This window comes from Pseudobutyrivibrio sp. MD2005 (assembly GCF_000621865.1).
Lineage (GTDB): Bacteria > Bacillota > Clostridia > Lachnospirales > Lachnospiraceae > Pseudobutyrivibrio.
The window spans coordinates 38,979-63,659 of record NZ_JHXE01000008.1; the positions used below are offsets into that span (position 1 = coordinate 38,979).

The window sequence follows — 24,681 nt, forward strand, 5'->3', positions numbered from 1 at the left end:
TCCCCTCTACCTCAATTACTTATATTACATTATTACTTTTTAAATACTCAGATATCATGTTGTACAAAGCATCCGCTGTTGCTTCAACACCCATAAGTGAGCTATTTACACAGAAGTCATACCCCCTGCTGTCTCCCCATTTCATTTTTGAATAGTAATTATGATAAGCTTTTCTCTTTTTATCGTGGCGATACATCTTTGCCTTCGCCTCTAATTTGTTTAGCTTATAAAGCCTGCAGATTCTTTCTGTTTTGGCGTCTTCCTCGCCTCTAATAAAAATAGAAATCAATGCAGGATGTTCTCTAAGGACATTCTCCGCACATCGTCCAACAACCACAAAGCTTTCCCCGCTGTCAGCCCTCTGCCTGATGAAATCGAACTGAAGCTGTGCTATTGTATCCTGAACACTAGAGGAATAACCTCTAACTGTTCTTGTTAGACCACGGCGTTTCATTTCCTCATGCTTATAAAGATCTTCTGCATCTATACCGTTTTTCTCCGCCATGTGATCAAGCATATTGCGATCATAAAGTGGTACATTAAAAGCATCTGCTAATCGAGTGGCAATTTCGTGTCCTCCACTACCATACTCTCTACCTACTGAAATAATAAACTGCCCCATAAATTATCCCCTTTCAGTAATCTCTTTAATTATATTCTATCTGATTAATAATAATAAGTCGAGGCTTACAAATATCTGACAAATATGTTAATCATTGAAACTACCAACACAATAATAGTGCCTGGCACAAGCTCCTTGCAATATGTTCCCCAGCTAATTGGATAACCTTCTTTACCAGCTGTAGAAATGCCAACAACATTGGCACTGGCACCGATAGGTGTCATACTTCCGCCGATATCAGTTCCAATTGCAAGTGTCCATGCCATAGTTGAAAGGTCCACTCCAGTTGTTGCGGCAAGTGTCCTGATTACCGGAATCATTGTTGCAGAAAACGGAATATTATCAATAAATGCTGATGCAATTGCACTTACCCAAAGAATAATCGCAATCATCAAATATGGATTTCCACCTGAGATTTTAGCAATAAACTCAGCAATAACTACAAGTACACCTGTAGATTCCAAACCGCCTACTACCACAAACAAGCCTATAAAGAAAAACAAAGTTTCATAATCGACTCTTCTTAAGAGCTTAAATGCTTTTCTTCCTGATGTAGACAGTGTGATAGCAGCAATAAATGTGCCAATAAATGCAACTGTAAGTCCTGTCATTGCATGAGTAATAAGAAGAGCTATAGCAATAAAAAAGATTATTGTACTTCTCAAAAACTCTCTCATATTGTTAATTCTGACATCTACTTCTATGGTACTTGGGTCCACTTTATCAGATGGATCCTGCAATCTATTTCTCATAGTCAAATAGAAATAGATAATAATAATCACAAGGGATACTGCCCCTATTGCCCCAGTATTTAAAACAAAATCTGAAAATGAATAACCTAAAGAAGTTCCAATGATGATATTTGGTGGATCTCCACACATAGTCGCACTTCCACCTAAATTTGCGCAGAAAATCTCTGCCATAATCACTGGCACAGGATTGAACCTAAGTGTACGCCCCAGTCTGATTGTCACTGCAGCCAAGAATAGTATTACAGTGATTGAATCAATAAACATGGCCAGTACCGAAGATAGTACCATGAAAGCCACAAATATTCTGACTGGCTCATAATGAGCAAGCTTTGCAATCTTCAAGCAAAGCCAATCGAAAAAGCCAGCCTCTGCCATCCCCTCAACCATAACCATCATTCCCCATAAGAAGATGATTGTAGCCCAGTTGATACCTGATGTCTGCTCTGCAGACTCACCAACAGAATACCAAAAGCTGGTCTTAAAAATCCCTTTAACAGCAATAGTCTGTAAAAACGCCTCTTTGCTGCGCATGCCTATACCAAATACAAACACACTGGTAAGCAATCCGCACCCCAGAGTCACATAATGCTTTGGATACCTATCCAAAACAATAAGTGCAAACATTGCCACAAAAATAACCACCGCCATAATTTCCGCAAACATAAAAGTACCCTCCCTACGCAAGCCTAAGTTACATTGTATACGAGGGTGGCCACTTTTAAAAGAAATTTTTGCAAAAATATGTGAATGGTAACTATAGCTTTGCATTTTCCATGAGTTTTTTCATGGATGCAGAATCCTTTATTTCGGATAAAATGTGGATTACTGCCTGCTGCAAATCACCTAGTGAGAGGTATGCGCCTCTGTTGATTCCTTTGTATGTGATGAGCTTGCTTCCATCTGCATTTTGTATGACGCTGCAGTATCCTTTTTCTTGGAGTTTTAGTACCTTTTCGTTGATTTCTATGCCAGGCTTTACCATTGTTTGTACCTGGTCGTGGCCATTTTTATCTAGAAGGAATGAACCCCAATTCTCGTATCTAATCATTGGTTCATCGAATACAAATTCTTTTTCCACTACATTAACGTAGCCATCCTCTTCAAAGATTGGCATTGCCGCCATCATTGCTTCGAGAATTTTGTCTGGATCAAATCCCGGCATTATCAAATCGCAGCCGGCATGTAAATCGTAGGCTTTTTCAGAAAGTGAGCCCCAATCAGATAATATGAATCCTCTGAAGCCCCAATCACTGCGCACGATGTCCGTATTAAGTCCTCTACATGATGATGAATAATATCCATTTAACTTATTGCCAGAGTTGATTAGTCCTGCAGGCCTTACTATGAATTGGCATACAGAAAATGGTCTTAAATATATCTCACCGAAAGCTCGCCTAGAAATATTGATGTCCACATCAGCAGAGTTACTCTCCTGATTATAGGTTGCAAGATTTTTTAGTATTACATTTCGGCCTTCATAGCGCTTAATGCCCATCACAAATCCTGCTCCCATGATTCCCGCCAATCCCGGATCTTCAGAGTAAAATTCATAGGCTCTGCTTCTCATTGGATTTCGGTGGATATTTAACGCTGGTGCCAGACAGTAATCAATATCATAGTATTCCATCTCACGGCCATAAGCTCTTCCCATTCTAATCATTGCACTCATGTCCCAGGTTTGAGCCATATTATTAGGTGATGGGAACATTGTGCATGGCTGGCCTTCGATTCTCAAGCCTGATGGCCCGTCTGCTATGCTGACGCTTGGTATGCCAAGGGTAGATGCAAACTGATCTGTTGTCCTGCTTGAGATATTGTATTTCTTTCTTTCCACATTGAAGTCGATTTTGAATCTGCTTTCATTTTCAAATACAGACTCATTTGCCACACCTGCAACCAACCTTGCCATTATTTCAGGAGAAAGCGATGATACAAATTCTTCTATAGTTATATTTTCTCTAATTACATCAAAAAATGTTGATGAACCACAAGGCTTAACATAATGCACTGTCTCATGTGTCTTGACAGGCATGGCGTAGGAATTTTCATTTATATAAGAAATGTAATTGCTTCCTTCTGGTATATAAGTCTCAACCTCGGTACATAGTTCTACAATCTTATTTTCTGAGTTGTAGTCATCAGAAGATAACGATGCCACTAAAATGTATCCAGCTTCCTCCTCTGGACGTTCTGGCGGCGTAAGGAAATTAAGCTCCTTGTTTGGCTCCATAACCTTAGCAACTCTTTTTATGATTGTGTGCTTATCTAATACAACTTTGCCGCTCAAAGTTGTGTCTCTTGAATTGTTTCCAATTCTAAGTAGATAATCACCCTTTTCCATCACCCATGCTGTAGTCTCTTCGTCAAATGAACAGAATGACATAATCGGAATCTTGACTGTAACTTCTTCTGATTCCCCAGGCTTTAGCTTGCCTGTCTTGGCAAAGCCCACTAGAATCTGATAAGGCTTTTCTATACTTCCTTTCGCCTGCGAGCAATATATCTGAACTACCTGACGGCCTGCATGCTGCCCCGTATTTGTAACCTTGATTCGCATCACAATGGCAATCCAGCTTGCCTCCAAATATTCCAACTTCATATCGAAAGTTGTATAGCTTAGCCCATATCCAAATGGATATAAAGGCGCAACATCGAAGGAATCAAAATATCTGTATCCCACATAGATTCCCTCTTTGTATTCTATTTCATTGTTCTTTGCATTTTTATTTATAATAGCTGGACTATAGCAGGTTGAATAATCCTTGTATTTCTTCGCCCAAGTACATGTCAAACGACCATTAGGATTGACAGCTCCTGTAATCACATCTGCCAGTGAATTTCCAGCTTCCATGCCAGGGATCCCCATTAGAATAATAGCCTTCACATTTTTCATGCGAGCATACTGTCCAAGCTCCAGCATACTTGAGTTTAATACAAGAATTACATTTGCAAATTTTTCTGTAACTAGTTTAAGATTTTCCTGCTCTACTTCATTTAACTGATATGAGTGTTCTTCGTTATTTTTCTCTGCACCAATTCCGTGTCTAATGACATATACACATGTATCTGTTCCAAGAACGGATTCTGCCAAATCTGCCTTAGAAATTGGCACCTCCTTAGTGTCACAGCGATGGCCTTCAAATATGACCTTTTTATCAGCCTTTCGCTGGCTCTTTTCATTCTTAATAGCCTTTTCCATTTTGGCAAGCCAGTTTTCAGTAGAAAACGTAAATCCGTTATTTTCTAATCCTTCACGCACATTTACGGTATAATCCGTAAATACGTAGTTAAAGTATATTCCACAAAATACCGTATCAACAGCACCCGCTCCAAACAAAGCAATCTTCCCTTTTTTCAAAGGAAGAATATCATTGTTTTTAAGCAAAACCATGCTGTCAGCTCCTAAGACCCTAACTACATCTCTATGTTCAGGAAACTGCATATTTTTTGTTCGCGTAATTAATTTTTTTAAATCCTTCAGCCTCATATTTATTAGCACTCCTAAAATTCTGCAATATCTACTGAAAACGCCATAAAGCCTTTATTTTAACTATGGAATATGATACTATTTTTTTATTTATAAACTGTGATAAAATTGTTAAAGTTGAATAATTATTAGGAGAATTCTATGTTAAAAGATATGTTCGACCGCAATTCATCTCTCTCTTTCGAGGTTTTCCCTCCAAAAAAGGATGATGAATTTGAAAACTGCTACAAAGTACTTGATTCACTATCAACCTTGAACCCTGATTTTATCAGTGTTACTTACGGAGCTGGCGGTAGTCGTTCAAAGAAGACCGTCGAAATCGCATCTTACATTCAAAACAATCTAAAGATTGATGCGATGGCACACATGACATGTGTGGGTTCTACAGAGGATGATATACTTGAAGTTACAAACGACTTAGCTAATGTTGGGGTTAATCATGTTTTAGCTCTTAGAGGTGACAAGCCTCGCGATATGTCTGATGAACAGTTTGAGAAACGAATCTTTCCTCATGCAACAGACTTAATTCGTTTCCTTAACACCCATACCAATTTAGATGTATCTGCATCTTGCTATCCTGAAAAACATCCAGAGGCAATTTCAATGGATTCGGACTTAGCCTTCATGAAGATGAAACAGGATATGGGAGCAAAGATGTTTATTTCTCAGCTATTTTTTGATAATGCTGATTTCTACAGATTTATAGAAAGAGCTGATAAATCCGGCATCACAGTTCCTGTTGTTGCAGGTATTATGCCTATCACTTCTGCAAAGCAGATTGGTTCAACAGTTACACTTGCAGGCTCATCCGTTCCAAAATCACTTGCAGATATTTGTGCTAAGTATGGTGATTCACCAGAGGATATGCGCAAAGCTGGTATTGAATTTGCAGTTAATCAGATTAAGGATCTTCGTAAATGCGGTATGGCACATATACATATCTACTGTATGAATAAGCCTAAAATGACTAAAGAAATTTGCACTGCTATTATTTAGGAGGATATTTCATAATGGATGGAAAAAAGATTGAGCAGGAAATGCTCGAAATCACAAAAGAACTCATGAAAGACTACAAGTCTGACAGAGCCATCGACAAGCTTGACACTTATCACCAGCCTAACAAAGATAGCATCATAGATATTACCATGAAGCTTATCAGAATCGTTTACCCTGGTTATTATCGTGATCATGTTTACAAAGTTTACAATGTTGAGACCAACATTAACACTCTCATGGAGGATGTTGTTTACAATCTCAACAAACAGATTTCTCTCGTGCTCTGCTACAACAGCGTTTTCGATGGATGTGGCGACGAAATCTGCACTACAAAAGCCGAAGAGCTTTCGCTTGCATTTTTAAAGCGTATCCCTCATGTTCGTGCACTTTTGGATACCGATTTACAAGCAGCTTATGATGGTGATCCTGCTGCAACAAGCATAGATGAAATTATTTTTGCATACCCTGGAATCATGGCAATCACAGTTTATCGTCTTGCTCACGAGTTATATTTACTCGGGGTGCCAATCATTCCTAGAATTATGACTGAGTATGCTCACTCTAACACAGGTATTGATATTCATCCTGGTGCCACTATCGGTGAATTCTTCTTCATCGACCACGGCACAGGTATTGTTATCGGAGAGACCACTCACATTGGTAACAACGTAAAAGTATATCAGGGTGTTACTCTCGGTGCACTTTCTACAAGAGGCGGCCAGAACTTACGTGGTGTACGACGTCATCCAACCATCGAAGACAACGTTACAATCTATTCAAACGCATCTATCCTTGGTGGTGACACAGTAATCGGACACGATTCAATCATCGGAGGTTCAACCTTCATAACTGAATCTGTTCCACCTGAATCTAGAATATATTATGATGTGAAATAAAGAGAAGGGAGTGAAATCTGAAGATTTCACTCCATTTTTTTGGTTGTAGCACTAATCATCTATCATGAAATATCTCATTTTTATCACATGAAAACGAAAGCATAAGGCCTCCCAGAGTTCTTGCGATACAAATTTAGTAAAATCTGCTCGTTTTTATCGCAAGCCAATGAAAGCATAAGACTTTCCCGGCTTCTTGCGATACATTTCCAGCAAAATAAGCTCTTTTCGTATCGCAAGAAAATGAAAGTATAAGGTTTTTCCCGACTTATTGCGATACATTTACAGCAAATCAGCTCTTTTCGTATCGCAAGAAAATGAAAGTATAAGGTTTTCCCAACTTATTGCGATACATTTACAGCAAATCAGCTCTTTTTGTATCGCAAGAAAATGAAAGTATAAGGTTTTTCCCGACTTATTGCGATACATTTACAGCAAATCAGCTCTTTTCGTATCGCAAGAAAATGAAAGTATAAGAGTTTTCCAGACTTCTTGCGATACATTTCCAGCAAAATAAACTCTTTTCGTATCGCAAGAAAATGAAAGTATAGATTCTTGAAAAACATCAGTTTTTCAAGAATCGTAAATACCATAAAAATAGATTTATCTATTTTCATGTCCTGCAAAGCAGGATTCTTGCTGACAATTTCATTGTTCTGTCAGCAAGAAGTCATAAGGTTTTCCAGGCGCCTTGTGATAAAAACATATTTCCCAATGTAATAATCAAAAAAAGAAAGATGCTGCAAATGATTTATTGCAACATCTTTTTTTGAAAACAAACATATTTATTTAAAAGTTACTATTGTGACACCAGCATCACCTTCGCCAAATTCTGCAAGGTGGAAATCGGCTACGTTTTTACATTTACGTAAGTATTGCTGCACGCCTTTTCGAAGTGCACCAGTACCTTTACCATGTACCACTCTAACAGAGGTCAGATGGCTTATATAAGCGTCATCAAGGTACTTCTCAAGCTTTGCTATACCTTCATCTACTGTACAGCCTAAAAGGTTGATTTCAGGCGAAATTGAGGCTGCCTTGTTGAAGCCTCCGTAGGTCATATTCTTGACTCTAGTTCCCTTCTTTGGTACAAACTTGTCTTCCTCTTCAATGAGAACTAAATCCTTGATATTTACATTGGATTTCATGATACCCATCTGTACCATTACATCACCTTTGGCGTTTGGCTTAGAGCATACATTTCCAATAAGATTCATAGAAAGGACCTTAACCTTATCACCCACGTGCAAATCAGTAGGAACATTGGTGTTCTCCTGAACTTCAACTTTTTCCTTAGCCTTGCTCTTGGCTTTGTTAACTCCCTTACCAAGGGCTGCACGCTTTGCCTCCATGGCAGAAATATTTCCGCCGCCCTTGCCAAATTTATTAAAGTCACGAATTGTTTCGTCAGCAATATCCTTTGCTTCCTGAAGAATTGCCGCTGCATCCTCATGAGCCTGACGAATAAGCTCTTCTCGCTGTGACTTAATCTTTTCTTCTTTTGCTGTTGCGTTTGCAAGCTTTGTTTCAGCCTCTTTAAGAGCTGCCGCAGCTTCAGCCGCATCACTTTCTACCTGATGGCGTTTCTGCTCCAAATCCACCATTAAATCCTCGAAGGATTTATCATTTTCAGATAGACGTCCCTGGGCATCTTCTATCAAATCAGCAGGTATACCAAGCTTTGATGATATCGCAAATGCGTTAGACTTTCCTGGCACACCTATAATCAAATGATATGTTGGACTGAGTGTCTCAAGTGAAAACTCGCAGGATGCATTCTCAACTCCGTCAGTTGAAAGTGCGTATACTTTAAGCTCACTATAGTGAGTTGTAGCCATTGTGCGCACATCTAAGGTGTGCAACCTATCCAGTATGGATTGTGCCAACGCAGCACCCTCTTTAGGATCAGTACCAGCACAAAGCTCGTCGATTAATATCAAGAATTGAGGCACCTTATTTGGCTCATTAGTGCCATGTAATACCTTAGAATGCACAAAGTCCTTTGACCTTTTTTCCACAAGCTCTTCTGTATCATGGCTATAGTTTCCACTATTGATTGCCTCTAATATGTGGACAATGTTTACCATATGAGATGAGAATGTGGATAGTGACTGCTCGATAGACTGCTCATCACCAATATCTGCATACACATCATCAAATACTGCAATCTGGCTGCGATCCTTTGCTGGAATATGAAGGCCTGCCTGGGCCATAAGTGTGAGCAAACCACAGGTCTTAAGTGATACAGTTTTACCGCCAGTATTTGGACCTGTAACAAGTAACAGATTATAGTCCTCTCCCAGCTTAATATCTGTTGCAACCACCTTCTTTGGATCAAGAAGTGGATGACGAGCGCCGCGAAGATTAATAATACCGTCCTCGTTAAACTCTGGGTTGCTTGCATTTAACTCAATTGCATATCGACCCTTAGCCAAGATAAAATCAATCTCTGTAAGCAATTCGTAATTACGAATTATTCCCTCTGAAGATTCTGCAATCCTGTTAGAAATATTGGCAAGGATTCTGTTTATCTCATCCTGCTCTCTAACCTGAAGCTCTCTTAATTCGTTATTTAAATCAACAGCCTGCATTGGCTCGATAAAAAATGTGCTACCTGTAGAAGATTGGTCGTGTACCATACCTGGCACTCTAGATTTATAATCCGCACGTACTGGTAAACAGAATCGGCCACCCCTGACTGTAACAACAGGCTCCTGCAAATATCCACGTGTTGTAGAATTGTTAAGCATTGAATTCATGACACTTTTAATCTTGTCATTTGTGCGCTTCATGCCCATACGAATATCGTAAAGAGCGGTGCTTGCATCATCTGCAATAGTCTCTTCATCAATGATACAGCGTCTGATTTCGTTCAAGATAGCCACTTCTGGAGAAAGGCCATTAAAGTAAAATGTAAGAGCGTCTTCCTCTTCCATTTGCTTGCCATATGCAGCTACTCGTTTTGTAACTTCAAGCACAGATGCTACTGCAAGAATCTCTTCGATTGTGAGGGTAGAGCCCAAATCAAGTCTTGCTAATGATGGACGTAAGTCTGTTGTGCCACTAGCACTAACATCCCCTACCTTTACCAATCGATTAAAAGCGCATTCTGTCTCCTTTTGCATGACCTTTATTTCTTCAATGTCATTAATTGGAAGCAGCTCTTGGCAACGTTTCTTACCTGCATCGCAAGTAGCCAGCTCCGCCAATCTATTTATAATTTTGTCATATTCAAGTGTTTTTAATACTTTAAGATTCATTTATTCTTAATCCTTCTATATATCCCTACTTTGCAGGACAATTATAAAAAATATATTTACATATTTCAATCACAAGCACTATGTTTTCACAAATTTAAAAACCTCTATCCCATTTTAGGATAGAGGTTAACATTTTACATATCTCTATTTTTTATTTCGATATAGGATTTTACAACTTCGATTAATTTGTCGTAATCCATCACGCCTGTATCCAGGCAGAAGTCGTAGTTTCTAGCATCATTCCAGTCCTTGCCAGTGTAATAGCGATAATAATCTGAACGATGCTTATCAATTTCATGCATACGCTTAAGCAGCTCTTCGTCGGTTCCAAATACCTGCTTACGTAATCTTTCCAGGCAATCTGCTTCCGACGCATAGAAATAAAGTGAAAGAACATAAGGGCGATCTTTTAAAATATAATCTGCACATCGACCAACAAAAATGCAGCTTTCTGTATTTGCAATCTTCTTTATAACATCAGCTTGAATCTCAAAGAGATTGTCGTTGGATGTGAATGCGCTGTTCTCTGGTGTGAGTGGAATGCCCTTGTATTTGCCCTTGCTGGACATGAAGATTTTTTTAACGCACTCGTCTACCTCTCCAAATAATTCTTCACTAATTCCACTCTGATCCGAAGCTCTTCTAAGAATCTCCCTATCATAGACAGGTAAACCCAATTCTATTCCAAGCTTTTTCGCAAGGGTCAATCCTCCTGAGCCATAACTTCTAGCAATAGTAATAACCAACTTCTTGTCTTCCATACAAGTGTCCCCCAATCCGCATCTCTGCCCCAGGATATCTGTCAGATATGCAATTATTCTCCTAAGTATGCCTTCTTAATAGAGTCATCATTCATAAGATCACTAGCATTGCCAGAAAGAACGATATTTCCAGTTTCAAGAACATATGCCCTATCTGCTATAGCAAGAGCCTTCTTTGCATTCTGCTCTACTAGAAGTACTGTAGTTCCTGCATCAGAAATTGACTGAATGATTTTAAAAATCTCATCTACATAGATTGGTGAAAGTCCCATAGAAGGCTCATCCATCAGTACAATACGTGGCTGACTCATAAGTGCACGTCCCATAGCAAGCATCTGCTGCTCACCACCTGAAAGAGTACCAGCCAACTGATTCTGACGCTCCTTTAGTCTTGGGAAACTCTCGTAAACCCTCTCAAATGCATCTGCAATCTCTGACTTGTTACTTCTAGTATAAGCTCCCATTTTCAAGTTTTCAAGCACTGTTAATCCCGCAAAAACTCTACGTCCTTCAGGAACATGCGCCATTCCCATTGAAACAATCTTATGGCCTGGAATCTTTGTGATATCAACGCCCTCTAAAAGGACTTTTCCTGATGTAGGAGAAAGCATGCCTGATATAGTCTGAAGAGTAGTTGTCTTGCCGGCACCATTGGCACCAATAAGCGCGATTACTTCCCCTTCATTTACTTCGAAGCTGATTCCTTTAAGAGCCTGAATCATTCCATAATTTACAATTAAATCTTCTACTTTTAACATGTTATTCTCCTAAATATGCTTTGATTACCCTTGGATTGTTAAGTACCTCAGAAGTCTTTCCCTGAGCAAGTACCTGTCCAAAGTTGAGCACTGTAAGCTTCTCACAGATTCCTGATACAAGCTTCATATCATGCTCAATAAGAAGAATTGTTACTCCAAATTCTTTACGAATAAGTGCAATTGTATTCATCAAATCACGTGTTTCATTTGGATTCATTCCAGCAGCTGGCTCATCCAATAGAAGCAGCTTTGGATTTGTAGCAAGAGCTCTTGCTATTTCAAGCTGACGCTGCTTACCGTATGGTAGATTTGATGCCAGTACATTCGCCTCTTTATCAAGTCCAAAAACAGAAAGGATTTCTAGTGCCTTCTTGTCCATCTCTTTTTCTGTTGCAAAAAACTTTGGCAATCTAAACACACCTGCAAATGTGCTATATTCATATGAATTATGAAGACCAATTTTTACGTTATCAAGCACTGACTGATCTCCAAAAAGTCTGATATTCTGGAAGGTACGAGCCACTCCAGCCTTATTAATATCTGCAGTATGCTTACCTGTAATATCATTTCCTGCTAAGCGAATCTTACCATCTGTAGGCTTATAGATTCCTGTTAACATATTGAAAACTGTTGTCTTACCTGCACCGTTTGGTCCGATAAGTCCATACAATTCGCCTTCTTCGATTGTGAGGTCAAATTCGTTTACAGCTCTAAGTCCGCCAAAGGAAATGCCTAAGTTTGTAACTTCAAGTAATGCCATTATTGCACCTCCTTATGCTTCTTAAATCTATCAAGTATTCCCTTGGAAGTAATTCCATGCTCTTCTCTGAATTTAAGGATTCCTGGTGCCCAGTTAAATAACATGAGTACGATAAGTACGATTGAGTAAATAAGCATTCTGTAATTTGATAATCCTCTTAACATCTCAGGAAGCATTGTTAATACAACTGCTGCAATTACTGAACCAGAGAAATTACCGATACCACCAAGAACTACATATACAAGAATCATGATAGACATGTTGTATCCAAAGTTGTTGGTTGTAGCTGTAAGCGAATTGATGTTGTGAGCATAAATAACGCCACCAACACCTGCTATAGCTGCTGAAATTGTGAAAGCAATAAGCTTATATTTTGTAATTGGAAGACCTACAGTCTCAGCTGCAATCTGATTATCTCTGATAGCCTTAACAGCTCTACCTGTTCTAGAGTTAACAAAGTTGTGAGCTACAACAAGAGCTAAGATTAATAAGATTACTGCTATTGTAAATGTGGACTGACGAGGTGTACCTGTGATTCCCTGTGGTCCATTTACAAGAATCTTTCCGCCTGGTTCCATGCCAAGTGACATCATATCCTTCATTGAAAAATGTAATCCACTGCTATCCTTACCAATGTACAATACATTGATTACGTTCTTGATGATTTCACCAAAAGCAAGAGTAACGATAGCTAAATAATCGCCGCTAAGTCTAAGAACTGGGATTGCAATTAAAAATCCGAAGAGAGCTGCAGCGCATGTTCCAATAACAAGCGCAAGTATAAATCTTGGTACGTCAGGAATTGACTCCTGAAATGCCTTTGAAAAGAATGCAGATGTGAATGCACCTACACACATAAATCCAGCATGTCCAAGTGATAATTCTCCCAAATATCCAACGCAAAGGTTAAGGCCTACTGCAACTAAAGAATAGGCACATACAGGAACCAACAATCCACTCATAAGAGAGCTAAGATTTCCTGTGCTTTGCATTGTCTGCATGATTGCATATAATACTGCAATTACTGCGATAGTAGTTATTAATTTTTGTGTAGTTTTATTTAGATTCTTCATGCCATACCTACACTTTCTCTTTTATTTGTTTGCCTAAAATACCAGTAGGCTTTACAAGTAATACAATAATCAATACCGCAAATACGATAGCATCTGCCAACTGGCTTGAGATGTATGCCTTTGCTAAAATCTCGATGATTCCAAGAAGTAATCCACCAATCAAAGCTCCAGGGATTGAACCGATTCCACCAAATACAGCAGCTGTAAATGCCTTGATACCTGGCATTGAGCCTGTGTATGGAGTAAGAGATGGATATGAGCTACAAAGCAATGCACCGGCAATTGCTGCAAGTCCTGAACCAATTGCAAATGTAAGGGAAATTGTTGCATTAACATTTATTCCCATAAGTACAGCTGCATCTTTATCTTCTGATACTGCTCTCATTGCCTGTCCTGGCTTTGTGTTCTTAACAAACCACATAAGGCCTACCATGATAATTAAGCAGGTGATGATTGTGATAATAGCAGTACCTGTAATCTTAAGCTGACCGCCAGCTAAAGAAATTCCCTGCCATGTGATAACTGATGTAAACGAAACAGGATTTGAACCAAATATTAATAGCGCCATATTCTGCAAGAAGTAGCTGACGCCGATAGCTGTAATCAAAACAGCAAGATTTGTTGCTCTTCTAAGTGGCTTATATGCTATTTTTTCTATAAGCATTCCAAGGGCTGTACAGCAGACTATAGAAATGACTATAGAAACTACAGCAGGTGCTCCTGTATTTGACATACACATAAAGACCAAATAAGCCCCGACCATAATTACATCGCCGTGGGCAAAATTTAGCATCTTTGCAATTCCGTATACCATTGTATAACCAAGGGCTATAATGGCATATACGCTTCCTAGGCTTAATCCATTAATTAAATAGGTTAAAAATCCCATATTAATTCTCACTTTCAAATAAATTTAAATGCAAGGCGACCTATATAAGACCGCCTTGCACCACATTGTGCCATGACCAAAAAGTTTGATTATATTAGAAATCCGCTTTTGTGGTCCAGTATTTTAATTACTGTACTGATACGTATCCGCCATCCTGGATAATAACAGCCTTAGGTGACTTAGATACCTCACCTAATTCATTCCATGTCATGCCCTCACCTGTAAGTCCGTTGTAGTTAACTTCCTGGATTGCTGAAATAAGTGCATCGCAGATTTCTTCGTTTGATGCCTCTGGTGTAAGGTTGGCAGCCTCAAGAGCTTCCTTGATGATGTAAACTCCGTCGTATGCATCTGCTGCAAACTGGTTAGGTGTTCCACCAAACTGCTCTTCGTACTTTGATACAAAGTTCTGTGTTGCCTCATCTTCTGCATCTGCTGCGAATGGTGTAAGAAGATATACACCCTCTGCAAGTTTTACGTCGAAGTTTTCAACACCAAGAAGACCATCAAATCCATCTACACCGAACATTGTTGGTGCGTATCCCATCTGATTAGCTTGTGTAAGAACGATTGATCCTTCTGTATAGTAGAATGGAAGGAATAATAAATCTGCCTTTGCATCCTTACATTTCTGAAGCTGTGTAGAGAAGTCTGTCTTGTTATCAGCTGTGAAAGCTTCTGTTGCAACGATTTCAAGTCCTACATTAGCTGCCTCTGTTGCGAAGTTCTGATAAACACCTGATGAATATGGATCAGAGCTATCATAAATAATACCAATCTTTGTTCCAAGACCATTCTCAGCAATATAATCAGCTGAAACTGTACCCTGGTTAGGATCTGAGAAACAAATCTGGAATGTGTTATCGTGTCCTTCTGTTACGCTTGTAGAAGAAGCTGATGGTGTAATCTGGAAGATTCTGTCGTTGTATGTCTCAGCTGATACGGCTGCACATGCACCAGATGTAACTGTTCCTTCAAGAATCTGCATTCCCCAATCCTTAAGTGTGTTGTAAGCATTTACAGATTTCTGAGCATCGGCCTCATCATCCTGGAAGTTAAATGAAATCTGATATCCGTTAATTCCGCCTGCCTCGTTGATTTCATCTACTGCAATCTGAATTGCATTCATAACGCCCTGTCCGTACTGAGCAGCACCACCAGTAGTAGGTCCAATACCTCCAAGTCTCCATGTAAGCTCGCCAGAAGTTTCAACATTGTCTCCACCTCCGTTAGAACCGTTGCTTCCACAACCAACAAACAATGAAGCTGTCATAGCTGCGCATAATCCAAGGCTAAGTAATCTTTTCTTCATCTTTTTTCCCTCCTAATATCCATGAAACTGCCTCCCCATAGAGCAAATTTCACTTTCATTCTTTAACACTTTAAAGACTAAAACCCCTTTGTTGCCAACTATAATAAAACTTATTAATTCAAGAGTCAATACTTTCACGCTTTAATTCACTAAAATATCCTAAAGGAAGTTTTTCCTCATCTAATTTTAGTGGGCCAAAAGCCGTTCTTTTAAGCTCAATTACCTCTCTTCCAACGGCAAAAAACATTCTTTTTACCTGATGAAACTTTCCTTCGTGAATAGTAATGTAGCAGGTATTGCCTCCTTCATACTCTACTTTTGCTGGTGCTGTTAAGTCTCCTTCGCCTATATGCACCCCGTTTTCTAACTGGGTGATATCATCTGATGAAAGCTCACCATCTAATGTAACAAAATATGTTTTGTCCACATGTTTTTTAGGAGAGAGTAAATCGTGGGCAAGCTTTCCATCATTGGTGATTAACAACAGTCCAGTAGTGTCCTTATCTAAACGTCCAACAGGACTAAGCCCCTTTGGTGCATCCTTACACTGTGCATAGAATAAATCCATTACCGTTTTTTCTTTGGCATCCTCTGTTGCTGTAATTACCCCTTTTGGCTTATTCATTATGTAATAAGAGAACTTTTTGTATGTGTAATCTTTGCCTTGGTAAGTGATTACTACACTACTCTCATCTACCTTTTCCTCTGGGCGTGTAGCCTTATTTCCATCAACTAAAATAAGGCCCTTCTTAAGAAGAGCCTTTACTTCAGATCGTGTTCCTATTCCTTGTTCAACCAATAGTTTATCTAAACGCATCAATATGAAATTACCTCGTATCCTGTTTCGGTTACTAATACCTGGTACTCCCACTGAGCTGATGGCTTGCCATCTAATGTAGACACTTCCCATCCATTGTTAGGGTCGGTCTTTATTTTCTGAGTACCCATATTTATCATCGGTTCGATTGTAAACATAAAGCCTGGCACAAGCAGAAGCTCTGTACCTGGAAGTGTGTTGTATCCAACCCATGGTTCCTCATGGAATTCGATTCCTACACCGTGTCCACCGATTTCACGTACAACCTGGTAGCCATTTTCGTGAGCATGCTTGCAAATTGCAGCTCCAACATCTCCTAAAAAGCCCCATGGCTTAACCTGCTCTAATCCAAGGTCACAACATTCCTTTGTGACTTCAACAAGCTTTTTAGTCTCTGGATCAACATCACCTATCATAAACATTCTAGATGAATCTGAATAATAGCCGTCTAAAATTGTAGAACAGTCTACATTGACTATATCGCCACTCTTAAGGATAACATCCTTTGATGGGTATCCATGACATACCTGATCGTTAACCGAGGTACATACACTGTATGGAAATCCTTCGTAATTAAGTGGTGCTGGGATACCTCCCATTTTTGTGGTTGTATCATAAACAATTTTATCGATTTCTGCAGTATTCATGCCCTCATGAATAGCCTCTGCTACAGCATCAAGACATGCCATATTAATAACTGCAGACTGCTTAATCTTTTCAACCTGTTCTGGTGTCTTAATCATGTTGTGCTTTGGCACCTTATGCCCCTTTACAGCAAAGCTCTCTATCTTTCTATCGAAAGCCTCATGGCACTGCTTATACTTACGACCACTTCCACACCAGCAAGGGTCGTTTCTGTTTAACTTAATCATTTGTATTGCCTTTCTATTTTTTGCTCTTTTTCTTGTCCTCATCAGTCAAACCATTAATATAATTAATCTTACTATGCTTGATTGTGATATCGCCTAAGACAAGCTTATCCCAAAGCTTTTTGTTAGTCTCCACATTGTGTTTTTCTAAAATCTGACTGTAATAATAGCCGTCATATTTATAGGCAGCTGCGCTTGGGCCATGTTCTTTGGCCAGATAGTTGCCATATTTTTCAGCAACTGCTGCGATGCGAATCTGGTTATTTATGGTAGCTTCATCGCATGGCAAATAATTCCACTGGATATCTAACATATCCTCCCAAAAATCTGTAATGGAACCTTCAAGCTCGATTTCCTCTGCCGGTGTGAGCTCATCCAATCCTTCCTCAACTGCAAGCTGATAGAATAAATGGTCATGAATGGCCATTCCCATCACCACGCTCTTTGCCTCAGACTGAATAAAGGTATCGTTGGTGTGAAGATTCCAATAATCCTTGGTGTAGTCCTTATTATAGATTTTAGCTTGCTCCTCAACCTTTCTTTCTTCAAATAGAATGTAGAAAGCTAGATCTTCAAACGTCACTTCTTCAGTATCAATGCTAACTGCCGTATCATCCAGGTGATCAAAATAATCTATAGGACCTCGTCCTCCCTGCATTGTAAAAAGGGCATAGGCCACCACTGAAATACATAACGCAAGTAATATAGGTTTGAGCAGCTTTTTAATAATCATAATACCCTTCGTATAGTAATAATTGAATGGCAATTGACTGATCGGTAATTAGTAATACCAGTAGCTGTACTCTGTGCTTCCACAATAATACCTCCACCAGCATATATTGCTACGTGTCCAGGGTAGCAAACTATATCACCGGGTTGCATGTAATTGTAGCTTACTTCTTGTCCTACACCTCTGAATGAACCAGATGTCATTCTAGAGCCGTATGTTATTCCAAAATTTGCCAGTACTCCTTGTACGAATCCTGAACAGTCGCATCCATTTGTAAGAGATGTACCACCCCATACATATGGATTTCCAACAAATGATTGTGCATAAGATACTACGCTTGAACCACTTGTACCAGTTCTATAACCAGGATTCAAATCTCCATTTACATTGTAACTTGAGCTTGCTGCAGTCTTAGCTCCTCCGGCACTATTTCCGTTGGCTGCTGCCGCTGCTGCTGCACGGGCTGCTGCAAGAGCTGCCTCCCTAGCTGCAATTTCTTTAGCTTCCTTTAGCTCTGCATCCAAGTCATCCATCTCACCACGTTTTTCATCAACCATGGCTTCAAGTGCAGATTCCTGAGATGCCAATTCCTTCTTGGAAGCTTCAAGACTTGTCTTTTCCTCTTGAAGTGAAGCTGCAAGCTCTTCTATTTCAGCCTGTGTAGCTTCAAATTGCTCAAGCTTTTCTCTGTCGTATTCATATACGCTATTGGCATATTCCAACCTATTTAAGAACTGGCTGATAGAGCCAGACTCAATCAACATTTCAAATACGCTAGGATCTTCAGTTTCGTACATATATTTGATACGAAGCTTCATGGCTTCATACTGAGAATCCCTAGCTGCTTTTGCTTCCTCTAAGGCAGCTTCTGTTTCTTCTATTTCTGCTTCTGTATCAGAAATCGCTGTCTCGATTTCTGTAATCTGACTAACTAAACTATATAAATCTGCATCCAATGCATCGATTTCATCCTGCAATGAATCCTGCTCAGCTTCAATCTCTGATATAGAACGAACTGCGTTCGAAACTGTGGAATCAGACGCAAGCAAACATACTGTAACCGCAATACATGCCAATGGTTTAAACAACTTCTTATATTTCATAAACACTATCTCCAAAACAATTAACGCAATATCTAGTGCAAAATTCTCATACTCTCTCTACATTATGATACCTTTTATATCCCCCGTTTTCAATAATTAAACTCAGTATTCCCATTAATTGTTACCATTCACCGCTGCCATATAGTGACTGGCCCGCCCTCCCATACTCTGCGGCCCGCCCTTCACACTGGTGTGATTTTGCGAATATTGCTGTTTTTATTATGGGCCAAACTTATGCATCACACATGTGTCTTGTTGCGGAATGAACCATTTTGAAAAATGTTTTTTGAGTGGCGGACACTATAGTTTTTTATGTACTTCTCAGGCTAAGGGGACTTGGTTTCATATTGCGCTTGCTAAGTAACATGACAAAGCAGGTTTTGCATATATAATCACCGTGGCACATTCAACATCGTGTTTCAAGTGACCACTTGCGCTGCCATCCGTGGCAGCGCATGCTTATATATGCAAAACCTGCTTTTATGTTACTAAGCTCGCTCCAAAATCAACCAAGTTCCCCTCAGTCTAAGAAGTACACTTTACACTAGGTTTTGTGTCCGCCAATCAAAAACCTTTTTCAAAATTGTACAGGCCTGCAAAAGACACATGTAAATAAAGATGCATAAGTGGCCCATTAGAAAAACGCAATATTCATGCAATGCACCAGTGTGAAGGGCGGGCCGCAGCATAGGGGAGGGCGGGCCTCTAAAAAACTAAGGTGAATGGTAACAATTATATTAACAAAAGAACCATCGGCTAAGCCGATGGTTCTACATTTTGCAATATTCAATTTTAGGTCATAACTAATCTAGCCTGCAAGTTTAGCAAAGCTTCATGCGTATTTCCTTAGTGATGATATCAGTGTAACTGAATGAAAGTAACTGTGATGGGCTTGTCTCTGTGTCGTCAACTAAGATAGTGAAAACACTTGGGTAAGCTTCCTGGATAACACCCTGCTGAATGTCAACCTTGTTACGTCCTCTGTCTAACTGAATAACTACTCTACTACCGCACTGCGATCTCACTGAATCGCGTACTTTGTCAAAATCCTCGCGCTCCATGATGTCTCCCCCTTTTCTAGCATTTGAATACCTTAATGATATTCTTATGTCGTTGGTGGAATTATATCACTTTTTGTTGATTTTGTCAAAATTTAACTTCCATTTTTTGAATAAATATTATAAAATAAGTAGGTTTTGTTGATATTATATGGTTTGATTATTCAAATTAAATTTACATATAATCACTCGTTTTATCTATCCGCTATGTTAACGAATAATTCACATGTGCCGTAATTGCTAAATATAGCACTGTATTTTATAATTATTATATTCAGAAGAAATATCTGATTAATTACAACTATTTTATTTGGAGGAAATATGTTTAGAACAATATTCGCTGTAACATTTGTTGTCATCTTCCTGATTCTGAGTATTCCACTTTGGTTAATTCTCTTTATAATCGGGCTTTTTAATAAAAGGGCAAAGGATGTCATTGGATACAAGGCCGTTGCCTGGGCTTTCGGAGTCGTTGCCTTTATCTCAGGTATCAAATATGAGGTTCACGGAAAGGAAAATCTTCCAAAGGACAAATCAGTGCTTTTCATCGGTAATCACCAGAGCTATTTCGATATCATTCTAGGTTACCACGTTTGTCCACCTGTCACTGGCTTTTTATCAAAGAAGACCTTCGAAAAGGTACCTTTACTTAATGTTTGGATGAAGATGAACTACTGTCTTTTCCTTACTCGTACAGATCCACGTCAGGATTTAAAGCTTATCTTAAAAGCTCAGGATTATATTAAAGCCGGCATTAACATGTTCATCTTCCCGGAAGGAACTCGTTCCAAGACTGGTCAGATGGCAGATTTCCATGAAGCATCTTTCAAGATTGCTACCAAGACAGGATGTCCAATAGTGCCGATCGCTTTCACTAATACACGTGAAGTACTTGAAGCTCATTTTCCTAAAATAAAAAAGACCCACGTCATCATCACCTTCTGTCCTCCAGTAGATCCTACTGCACTAGAAGGCGACAATAAAAAGCGCGTGGGTGCATACGTAAAGCAAATCATCGAAACTCAGTTAGAAAGCGATGCCAAATTGCTTTAATTATTCTATTTAAGATGATTCTCAATAGCCTCCACTACATGACTAAAGTTCATGAAGTGTGAGGCTTTTATTAATATAGTATCGTTTGTTCTGATGATAGGTAACAAATCAGCAAGCATATCATCTACAGTTGAATAGTGATAAGCAAGACATGAGCTGTTGCTATTTGATAAAGACTTATTAATCTCTTCAGAAAGCTCACCTACAGTAAATACATATCCGATATGATTAGCCTCTAAAGCTTCACCGATTTCATAGTGCAGCTTGCGCTCATCAGCGCCCAGCTCTCCCATATCACCTAAAATGGCAATTGTACGTCCGGCAGCTTTGCCAAGAACTTCTATAGATGCCTTCATAGATACAGGGTTAGCATTATAACAATCGTCTATGATGGTGGTTCCTCTAACTGTAATGATATTGTTTCTGCCAGCAATTGTGCCTGCAGTGTTAAGACCTCTTTGGATTTCCTCGTTAGTGAGACCAAGCTCATGTCCAACAGCGGCTGCTGCAAGACCGTTCATTACATTATGTGTACCTGGAAGTGGAATCACCACATCAAAGCTTTTTCCATCTACTGTGATAGTAGCTGCTGTTTCTGTGAGACCTCGTGGCTCCACATTCTTGGCATTAACCTGCTGATCATTAAGGCCATAGAACACCTTTCTTAGGCCAAGTGTATCAGCGTTTATAAGCTTATCATCATCACCATTTAGTATTACAAGGCCGTCCTTAGGCATATGCTCGAATACTTCTGTCTTTGCCTTTAGGATACCATCTCTAGACTTCAAAAACTCCAAGTGACACTGTCCAATGTTTGTCATTACAACGATATTAGGCTTTGCAATGTCCCCAAGGCGATGCATCTCTCCAAAATCAGATATTCCCATCTCTACAACTGCCACCTGGTGCTCATCACGAATGCGGCAGATAGTAAGTGGCAAGCCTATTTCGTTATTAAAGTTTCCTTCAGTCTTAAGAACTGAATACTTTGTCTCAAGCACAGATGTAATCATCTCTTTTGTGCTTGTCTTACCTACACTTCCAATAACGCCTACAACGGGAATATCAAGCTCCTGTCTATAGGCTGTGGCTATTTGCTTCAGTGCGATTTTAGTGTCCTCAACTAAAATGTATGGTCCCTTAGGACTTTCCAATGTTTTTTCAGATAGTGTAGCAAGAGCGCCCTTAGAAAAGACATCATCAATAAAATCATGCCCATCAACCTTTGCTCCTACCATTGGAATGAAAAGAAAATCTTTCTCTATCTTACGATTGTCATTAACAGCTCCAGCAATCTCTTTATCGCTATATGCCTCAAATCCCTCTGGAAGAATCAGCTTTCCATTAGTTGCTTCAGCTATTTTATTAAGTGTCATGTTCTTCATATATTTCTCTCTTACTCTATCTTCTAAAACTCTAGTTGTATTTCTTTAATGAGACCTGTATTAAATACTCGCACAAATCTTCAAAATTGATTCCAGTAACAGCTGCTTCCTGTGGAAGTAAGCTTGTTGGAGTCATACCTGGCAATGTGTTGGCCTCAAGACAGTAGATATTTTCATCTGCATCCATCATGAAATCCATTCTTGCATAAGTTGTCAGGCCAAGTGCCTTGAATGCTTTTTCAGCATAATCCTGCATTGCCTGTGTAGCCTTTTCGCTGATTTCAGCCGGGCATGTTTCTACTGCAGAGCCTGCAGCATATTTATTCTTATAATCATAGAAGCCTTGCTTTGGAGCAATTTCAATGACTGGTAAAGCTTTACCTTCAATTACACCATCAGAAAACTCTCGTCCCTTAATAAACTGCTCAACTACAACTTCATCTTCCCATTCAAATGCTGCGTCTAACGCTGCATCTAATTCTGCTGCAGATTCAACGATTGTTACACCGATTGATGAGCCGCCACAGTTTGGCTTTACAATGCATGGGAAGCTTTCAAATACGAAATCTTTTCTATCTGCTTTCTTAAGAGATTTTCCTTCTGGAACTGGTACACCAGCTCTCTTGAAAAACTCCTTAGTCATATTTTTATCCATGGCTATTGCACTTGAAACATAGTCATTTCCCGTGTATTTAACACCATATAAATCTAAAGCAGCCTGAACCTTACCGCTTTCTCCATCACCGCCGTGAAGTGCCATAAATACAATATCAGCCTTTTGGCAAATCTTTATAACATTTGGTCCAAAGAAGCTTGGGCTTTGATCTGGACGGCTAGCGATAATCGCCTTAATATCTGGTGCTTCTGAAGGAATTGTTTCTATCTTTACAGAATTTTCCTCGCTATGCTCGAATATATCTGTAATATCACATTCCTTATCTGAGTATCCCATAAATACATCTAAAACAAGTGCGCGGTGGCCCTTTGCTCTTAAAGCCTTTGCAACCATCTCTCCTGATTTAAATGATACATCTCTTTCAGAACTAAGTCCGCCTGCTAAAACTACAATATCCATGATTATTCCTCTTCAAAAAAATTTTACTTTCTGCGTTAATATAGTCTTTTTTTGAAGAAATTACAAGTCGCAAGCCTTAACAGCTTTATGTTGCATGTAGTTTACAAGTCTTTCTGCAACCTCAATAAAATCCTTTATCAGCTTTGCGCCTTCCACATCCCCACGCGCCACAAACAATTTTTCCTGTAAAATCAGGCTTTGAAAGAAAAGTCTGGTATCTGTATTCTCAGCTATCCTCTCCATCACATAATTGATGCACTTTTCCGCTTCAACAAACTGATTATTTCTGATTAGCATCTGGGCATAGCTTGTGGCAACATCCTTAGTCCTATTTTTCAGATATTCAGTATCACCCCCAAAACCACATATTATAAGTTCTTTTATATACTCCATTGCCTGTTTATCATTCCCTACAGACATATGCGCTAACCCCATTTTATATATCATCATATATTCAATTCGCGAAAGCTTCAGTTCCGAAATTTCATGAAGCTTTGGTAATTTCCTTCTAATCTCGAACAGAGCAGTTATTCGATCCAAAAACTCTTCTATGGTCATTCCATTTTTTCTCATATATACAAGATAGCCCAGTACGTAATACTGTTTATGCTCCAGGTCTTCCTCATCCATCAGTTCCTTGAATCGCATCAGCTTTCTATCCAATTCCTCTGCCCTACCATTTTGAATTGCTATAAGCAGTTCTTCCTTCGCTCTTTGAAATTCAAAGATTTCCTCCATTGATAGTTCCTCATAAGTGATACCAAAACCCTCAAAAACCTTATTAAATTTTTCAAACAACTGCAGCTTAGGGATTTCCAAACCACTTTCAAGTCTGGAAATAGTCGATAGGGAGCAATTAACCCTTTCCGCCAATTGCATCTGCGTCATTCCATTCTTTTTACGAAAATAAGCCAGGTGAGAACCAAATCGTTTTTTATCCATAAAAAACCTCCTGCAAATAATCGCCCTTTAAGGTGATTATATCAGCAGGAGGTTAAAAATCCTTGATGATTCCTTGTATTAAATTA

At 39.2% G+C, this 24,681-nt stretch carries 21 protein-coding genes; 3 read left to right on the forward strand and 18 right to left on the reverse strand.

Translation table 11 applies throughout. From position 1 onward, the window contains the following. Positions 1-19: 19 nt before the first annotated feature. The 3 genes from T498_RS0101800 to T498_RS0101810 all read right to left on the reverse strand — a co-directional run bounded on the left by T498_RS0101800 (position 20) and on the right by T498_RS0101810 (position 4,765). Entirely contained in the window at positions 20-622 is a 603-nt protein-coding gene (locus tag T498_RS0101800) for a cytidylate kinase-like family protein (protein ID WP_028234442.1), read from the reverse strand. A 65-nt stretch (positions 623-687) separates the two neighbouring features. Next, complete coding sequence (locus T498_RS0101805) at positions 688-2,037, reverse strand: SLC13 family permease (protein WP_028234443.1); 1,350 nt, start codon at positions 2,035-2,037, stop codon at positions 688-690. 91 nt (positions 2,038-2,128) lie between these two features. Beyond that, positions 2,129-4,765: a glycoside hydrolase family 3 protein gene (locus tag T498_RS0101810; RefSeq protein ID WP_197019897.1), complete on the reverse strand. Its 2,637-nt coding sequence runs from the start codon at positions 4,763-4,765 to the stop codon at positions 2,129-2,131. Positions 4,766-5,002: 237 nt separating this feature from the next. Between T498_RS0101810 and metF the strand changes: the two genes are divergently transcribed. Both metF and epsC read left to right on the forward strand, forming a co-directional pair. After that, positions 5,003-5,857, forward strand: a complete 855-nt coding sequence (gene metF / locus T498_RS0101815; protein ID WP_028234445.1) for a methylenetetrahydrofolate reductase [NAD(P)H] — start codon at positions 5,003-5,005, stop codon at positions 5,855-5,857. Positions 5,858-5,871: 14 nt separating this feature from the next. Then, the gene (epsC, locus tag T498_RS0101820; protein WP_028234446.1) at positions 5,872-6,753 is read left to right on the forward strand and encodes a serine O-acetyltransferase EpsC; all 882 of its coding nucleotides are present in this window, start codon (positions 5,872-5,874) and stop codon (positions 6,751-6,753) included. Between the two features lie 782 nt (positions 6,754-7,535). On the opposite strand, the gene T498_RS0101825 is transcribed toward epsC, so the two are convergent. The 12 genes from T498_RS0101825 to T498_RS0101880 form a co-directional block, all read right to left on the reverse strand. Beyond that, positions 7,536-10,010: an endonuclease MutS2 gene (locus T498_RS0101825; protein WP_028234447.1), complete on the reverse strand. Its 2,475-nt coding sequence runs from the start codon at positions 10,008-10,010 to the stop codon at positions 7,536-7,538. A 134-nt stretch (positions 10,011-10,144) separates the two neighbouring features. Next, positions 10,145-10,771 carry a cytidylate kinase-like family protein gene (locus T498_RS0101830; protein ID WP_036977658.1) on the reverse strand — a complete coding sequence of 209 codons (627 nt, stop codon included), beginning with the start codon at positions 10,769-10,771 and terminating at the stop codon, positions 10,145-10,147. Between the two features lie 53 nt (positions 10,772-10,824). Further along, the gene (locus T498_RS0101835; protein ID WP_028234449.1) at positions 10,825-11,529 is read right to left on the reverse strand and encodes an ABC transporter ATP-binding protein; all 705 of its coding nucleotides are present in this window, start codon (positions 11,527-11,529) and stop codon (positions 10,825-10,827) included. 1 nt (position 11,530) lies between these two features. After that, on the reverse strand, positions 11,531-12,289 hold the full coding sequence (locus tag T498_RS0101840; RefSeq protein ID WP_028234450.1) for an ABC transporter ATP-binding protein: 759 nt from the start codon (positions 12,287-12,289) through the stop codon (positions 11,531-11,533). Beyond that, a complete protein-coding gene (locus T498_RS0101845; RefSeq protein WP_028234451.1) occupies positions 12,289-13,362 on the reverse strand; it encodes a branched-chain amino acid ABC transporter permease in 1,074 nt (357 codons plus the stop codon). Before T498_RS0101845 ends, T498_RS0101840 begins: the two co-directional genes overlap by 1 nt. A gap of 7 nt (positions 13,363-13,369) precedes the next feature. Beyond that, a complete protein-coding gene (locus tag T498_RS0101850; protein ID WP_028234452.1) occupies positions 13,370-14,251 on the reverse strand; it encodes a branched-chain amino acid ABC transporter permease in 882 nt (293 codons plus the stop codon). Between the two features lie 127 nt (positions 14,252-14,378). Next, positions 14,379-15,563, reverse strand: a complete 1,185-nt coding sequence (locus T498_RS0101855) for an ABC transporter substrate-binding protein (RefSeq protein WP_028234453.1) — start codon at positions 15,561-15,563, stop codon at positions 14,379-14,381. Positions 15,564-15,681: 118 nt separating this feature from the next. After that, positions 15,682-16,380 carry a pseudouridine synthase gene (locus T498_RS0101860; RefSeq protein WP_028234454.1) on the reverse strand — a complete coding sequence of 233 codons (699 nt, stop codon included), beginning with the start codon at positions 16,378-16,380 and terminating at the stop codon, positions 15,682-15,684. Next, entirely contained in the window at positions 16,380-17,252 is an 873-nt protein-coding gene (locus T498_RS0101865) for a methionyl aminopeptidase (RefSeq protein ID WP_028234455.1), read from the reverse strand. The genes T498_RS0101860 and T498_RS0101865 overlap by 1 nt, the downstream gene beginning before the upstream one ends. Before the next feature lie 13 nt (positions 17,253-17,265). Further along, positions 17,266-17,982 (reverse strand): hypothetical protein, encoded by a 717-nt coding sequence (locus tag T498_RS0101870; RefSeq protein ID WP_028234456.1) that lies wholly within the window; start codon positions 17,980-17,982, stop codon positions 17,266-17,268. Beyond that, complete coding sequence (locus T498_RS14535; protein WP_051524532.1) at positions 17,979-19,082, reverse strand: C40 family peptidase; 1,104 nt, start codon at positions 19,080-19,082, stop codon at positions 17,979-17,981. Before T498_RS14535 ends, T498_RS0101870 begins: the two co-directional genes overlap by 4 nt. An 821-nt stretch (positions 19,083-19,903) precedes the next feature. Continuing rightward, positions 19,904-20,143, reverse strand: coding sequence for a Veg family protein (locus T498_RS0101880; protein WP_028234457.1), 240 nt, complete (start codon positions 20,141-20,143; stop codon positions 19,904-19,906). 318 nt (positions 20,144-20,461) lie between these two features. On the opposite strand from T498_RS0101880, the gene T498_RS0101885 reads away from it, so the two are divergent. Next, positions 20,462-21,193 carry a lysophospholipid acyltransferase family protein gene (locus T498_RS0101885; protein ID WP_028234458.1) on the forward strand — a complete coding sequence of 244 codons (732 nt, stop codon included), beginning with the start codon at positions 20,462-20,464 and terminating at the stop codon, positions 21,191-21,193. 5 nt (positions 21,194-21,198) lie between these two features. Here T498_RS0101885 and T498_RS0101890 read toward each other — a convergent pair whose 3' ends face one another. The 3 genes from T498_RS0101890 to T498_RS14540 are packed head-to-tail and all read right to left on the reverse strand — an operon-like array spanning position 21,199 to position 24,595. After that, the gene (locus T498_RS0101890) at positions 21,199-22,578 is read right to left on the reverse strand and encodes a UDP-N-acetylmuramoyl-tripeptide--D-alanyl-D-alanine ligase (RefSeq protein ID WP_028234459.1); all 1,380 of its coding nucleotides are present in this window, start codon (positions 22,576-22,578) and stop codon (positions 21,199-21,201) included. A gap of 31 nt (positions 22,579-22,609) precedes the next feature. Then, on the reverse strand, positions 22,610-23,653 hold the full coding sequence (locus tag T498_RS0101895; protein WP_028234460.1) for a D-alanine--D-alanine ligase family protein: 1,044 nt from the start codon (positions 23,651-23,653) through the stop codon (positions 22,610-22,612). A 60-nt stretch (positions 23,654-23,713) separates the two neighbouring features. Continuing rightward, complete coding sequence (locus tag T498_RS14540; protein WP_036977659.1) at positions 23,714-24,595, reverse strand: helix-turn-helix domain-containing protein; 882 nt, start codon at positions 24,593-24,595, stop codon at positions 23,714-23,716. Positions 24,596-24,681: the final 86 nt, after the last annotated feature.

Bases quoted from the DNA above. Each gene is read 5' to 3' on its own strand.
- T498_RS0101800 (WP_028234442.1), bottom strand. From the start codon at position 622: ATGGGGCAGTTTATTATTTCAGTAGGTAGAGAGTATGGTAGTGGAGGA.
- T498_RS0101805 (WP_028234443.1), bottom strand. From the start codon at position 2,037: ATGTTTGCGGAAATTATGGCGGTGGTTATTTTTGTGGCAATGTTTGCA.
- T498_RS0101810 (WP_197019897.1), bottom strand. From the start codon at position 4,765: ATGGTTTTGCTTAAAAACAATGATATTCTTCCTTTGAAAAAAGGGAAG.
- metF (WP_028234445.1), top strand. From the start codon at position 5,003: ATGTTAAAAGATATGTTCGACCGCAATTCATCTCTCTCTTTCGAGGTT.
- epsC (WP_028234446.1), top strand. From the start codon at position 5,872: ATGGATGGAAAAAAGATTGAGCAGGAAATGCTCGAAATCACAAAAGAA.
- T498_RS0101825 (WP_028234447.1), bottom strand. From the start codon at position 10,010: ATGAATCTTAAAGTATTAAAAACACTTGAATATGACAAAATTATAAAT.
- T498_RS0101830 (WP_036977658.1), bottom strand. From the start codon at position 10,771: ATGGAAGACAAGAAGTTGGTTATTACTATTGCTAGAAGTTATGGCTCA.
- T498_RS0101835 (WP_028234449.1), bottom strand. From the start codon at position 11,529: ATGTTAAAAGTAGAAGATTTAATTGTAAATTATGGAATGATTCAGGCT.
- T498_RS0101840 (WP_028234450.1), bottom strand. From the start codon at position 12,289: ATGGCATTACTTGAAGTTACAAACTTAGGCATTTCCTTTGGCGGACTT.
- T498_RS0101845 (WP_028234451.1), bottom strand. From the start codon at position 13,362: ATGAAGAATCTAAATAAAACTACACAAAAATTAATAACTACTATCGCA.
- T498_RS0101850 (WP_028234452.1), bottom strand. From the start codon at position 14,251: ATGGGATTTTTAACCTATTTAATTAATGGATTAAGCCTAGGAAGCGTA.
- T498_RS0101855 (WP_028234453.1), bottom strand. From the start codon at position 15,563: ATGAAGAAAAGATTACTTAGCCTTGGATTATGCGCAGCTATGACAGCT.
- T498_RS0101860 (WP_028234454.1), bottom strand. From the start codon at position 16,380: ATGCGTTTAGATAAACTATTGGTTGAACAAGGAATAGGAACACGATCT.
- T498_RS0101865 (WP_028234455.1), bottom strand. From the start codon at position 17,252: ATGATTAAGTTAAACAGAAACGACCCTTGCTGGTGTGGAAGTGGTCGT.
- T498_RS0101870 (WP_028234456.1), bottom strand. From the start codon at position 17,982: ATGATTATTAAAAAGCTGCTCAAACCTATATTACTTGCGTTATGTATT.
- T498_RS14535 (WP_051524532.1), bottom strand. From the start codon at position 19,082: ATGAAATATAAGAAGTTGTTTAAACCATTGGCATGTATTGCGGTTACA.
- T498_RS0101880 (WP_028234457.1), bottom strand. From the start codon at position 20,143: ATGGAGCGCGAGGATTTTGACAAAGTACGCGATTCAGTGAGATCGCAG.
- T498_RS0101885 (WP_028234458.1), top strand. From the start codon at position 20,462: ATGTTTAGAACAATATTCGCTGTAACATTTGTTGTCATCTTCCTGATT.
- T498_RS0101890 (WP_028234459.1), bottom strand. From the start codon at position 22,578: ATGAAGAACATGACACTTAATAAAATAGCTGAAGCAACTAATGGAAAG.
- T498_RS0101895 (WP_028234460.1), bottom strand. From the start codon at position 23,653: ATGGATATTGTAGTTTTAGCAGGCGGACTTAGTTCTGAAAGAGATGTA.
- T498_RS14540 (WP_036977659.1), bottom strand. From the start codon at position 24,595: ATGGATAAAAAACGATTTGGTTCTCACCTGGCTTATTTTCGTAAAAAG.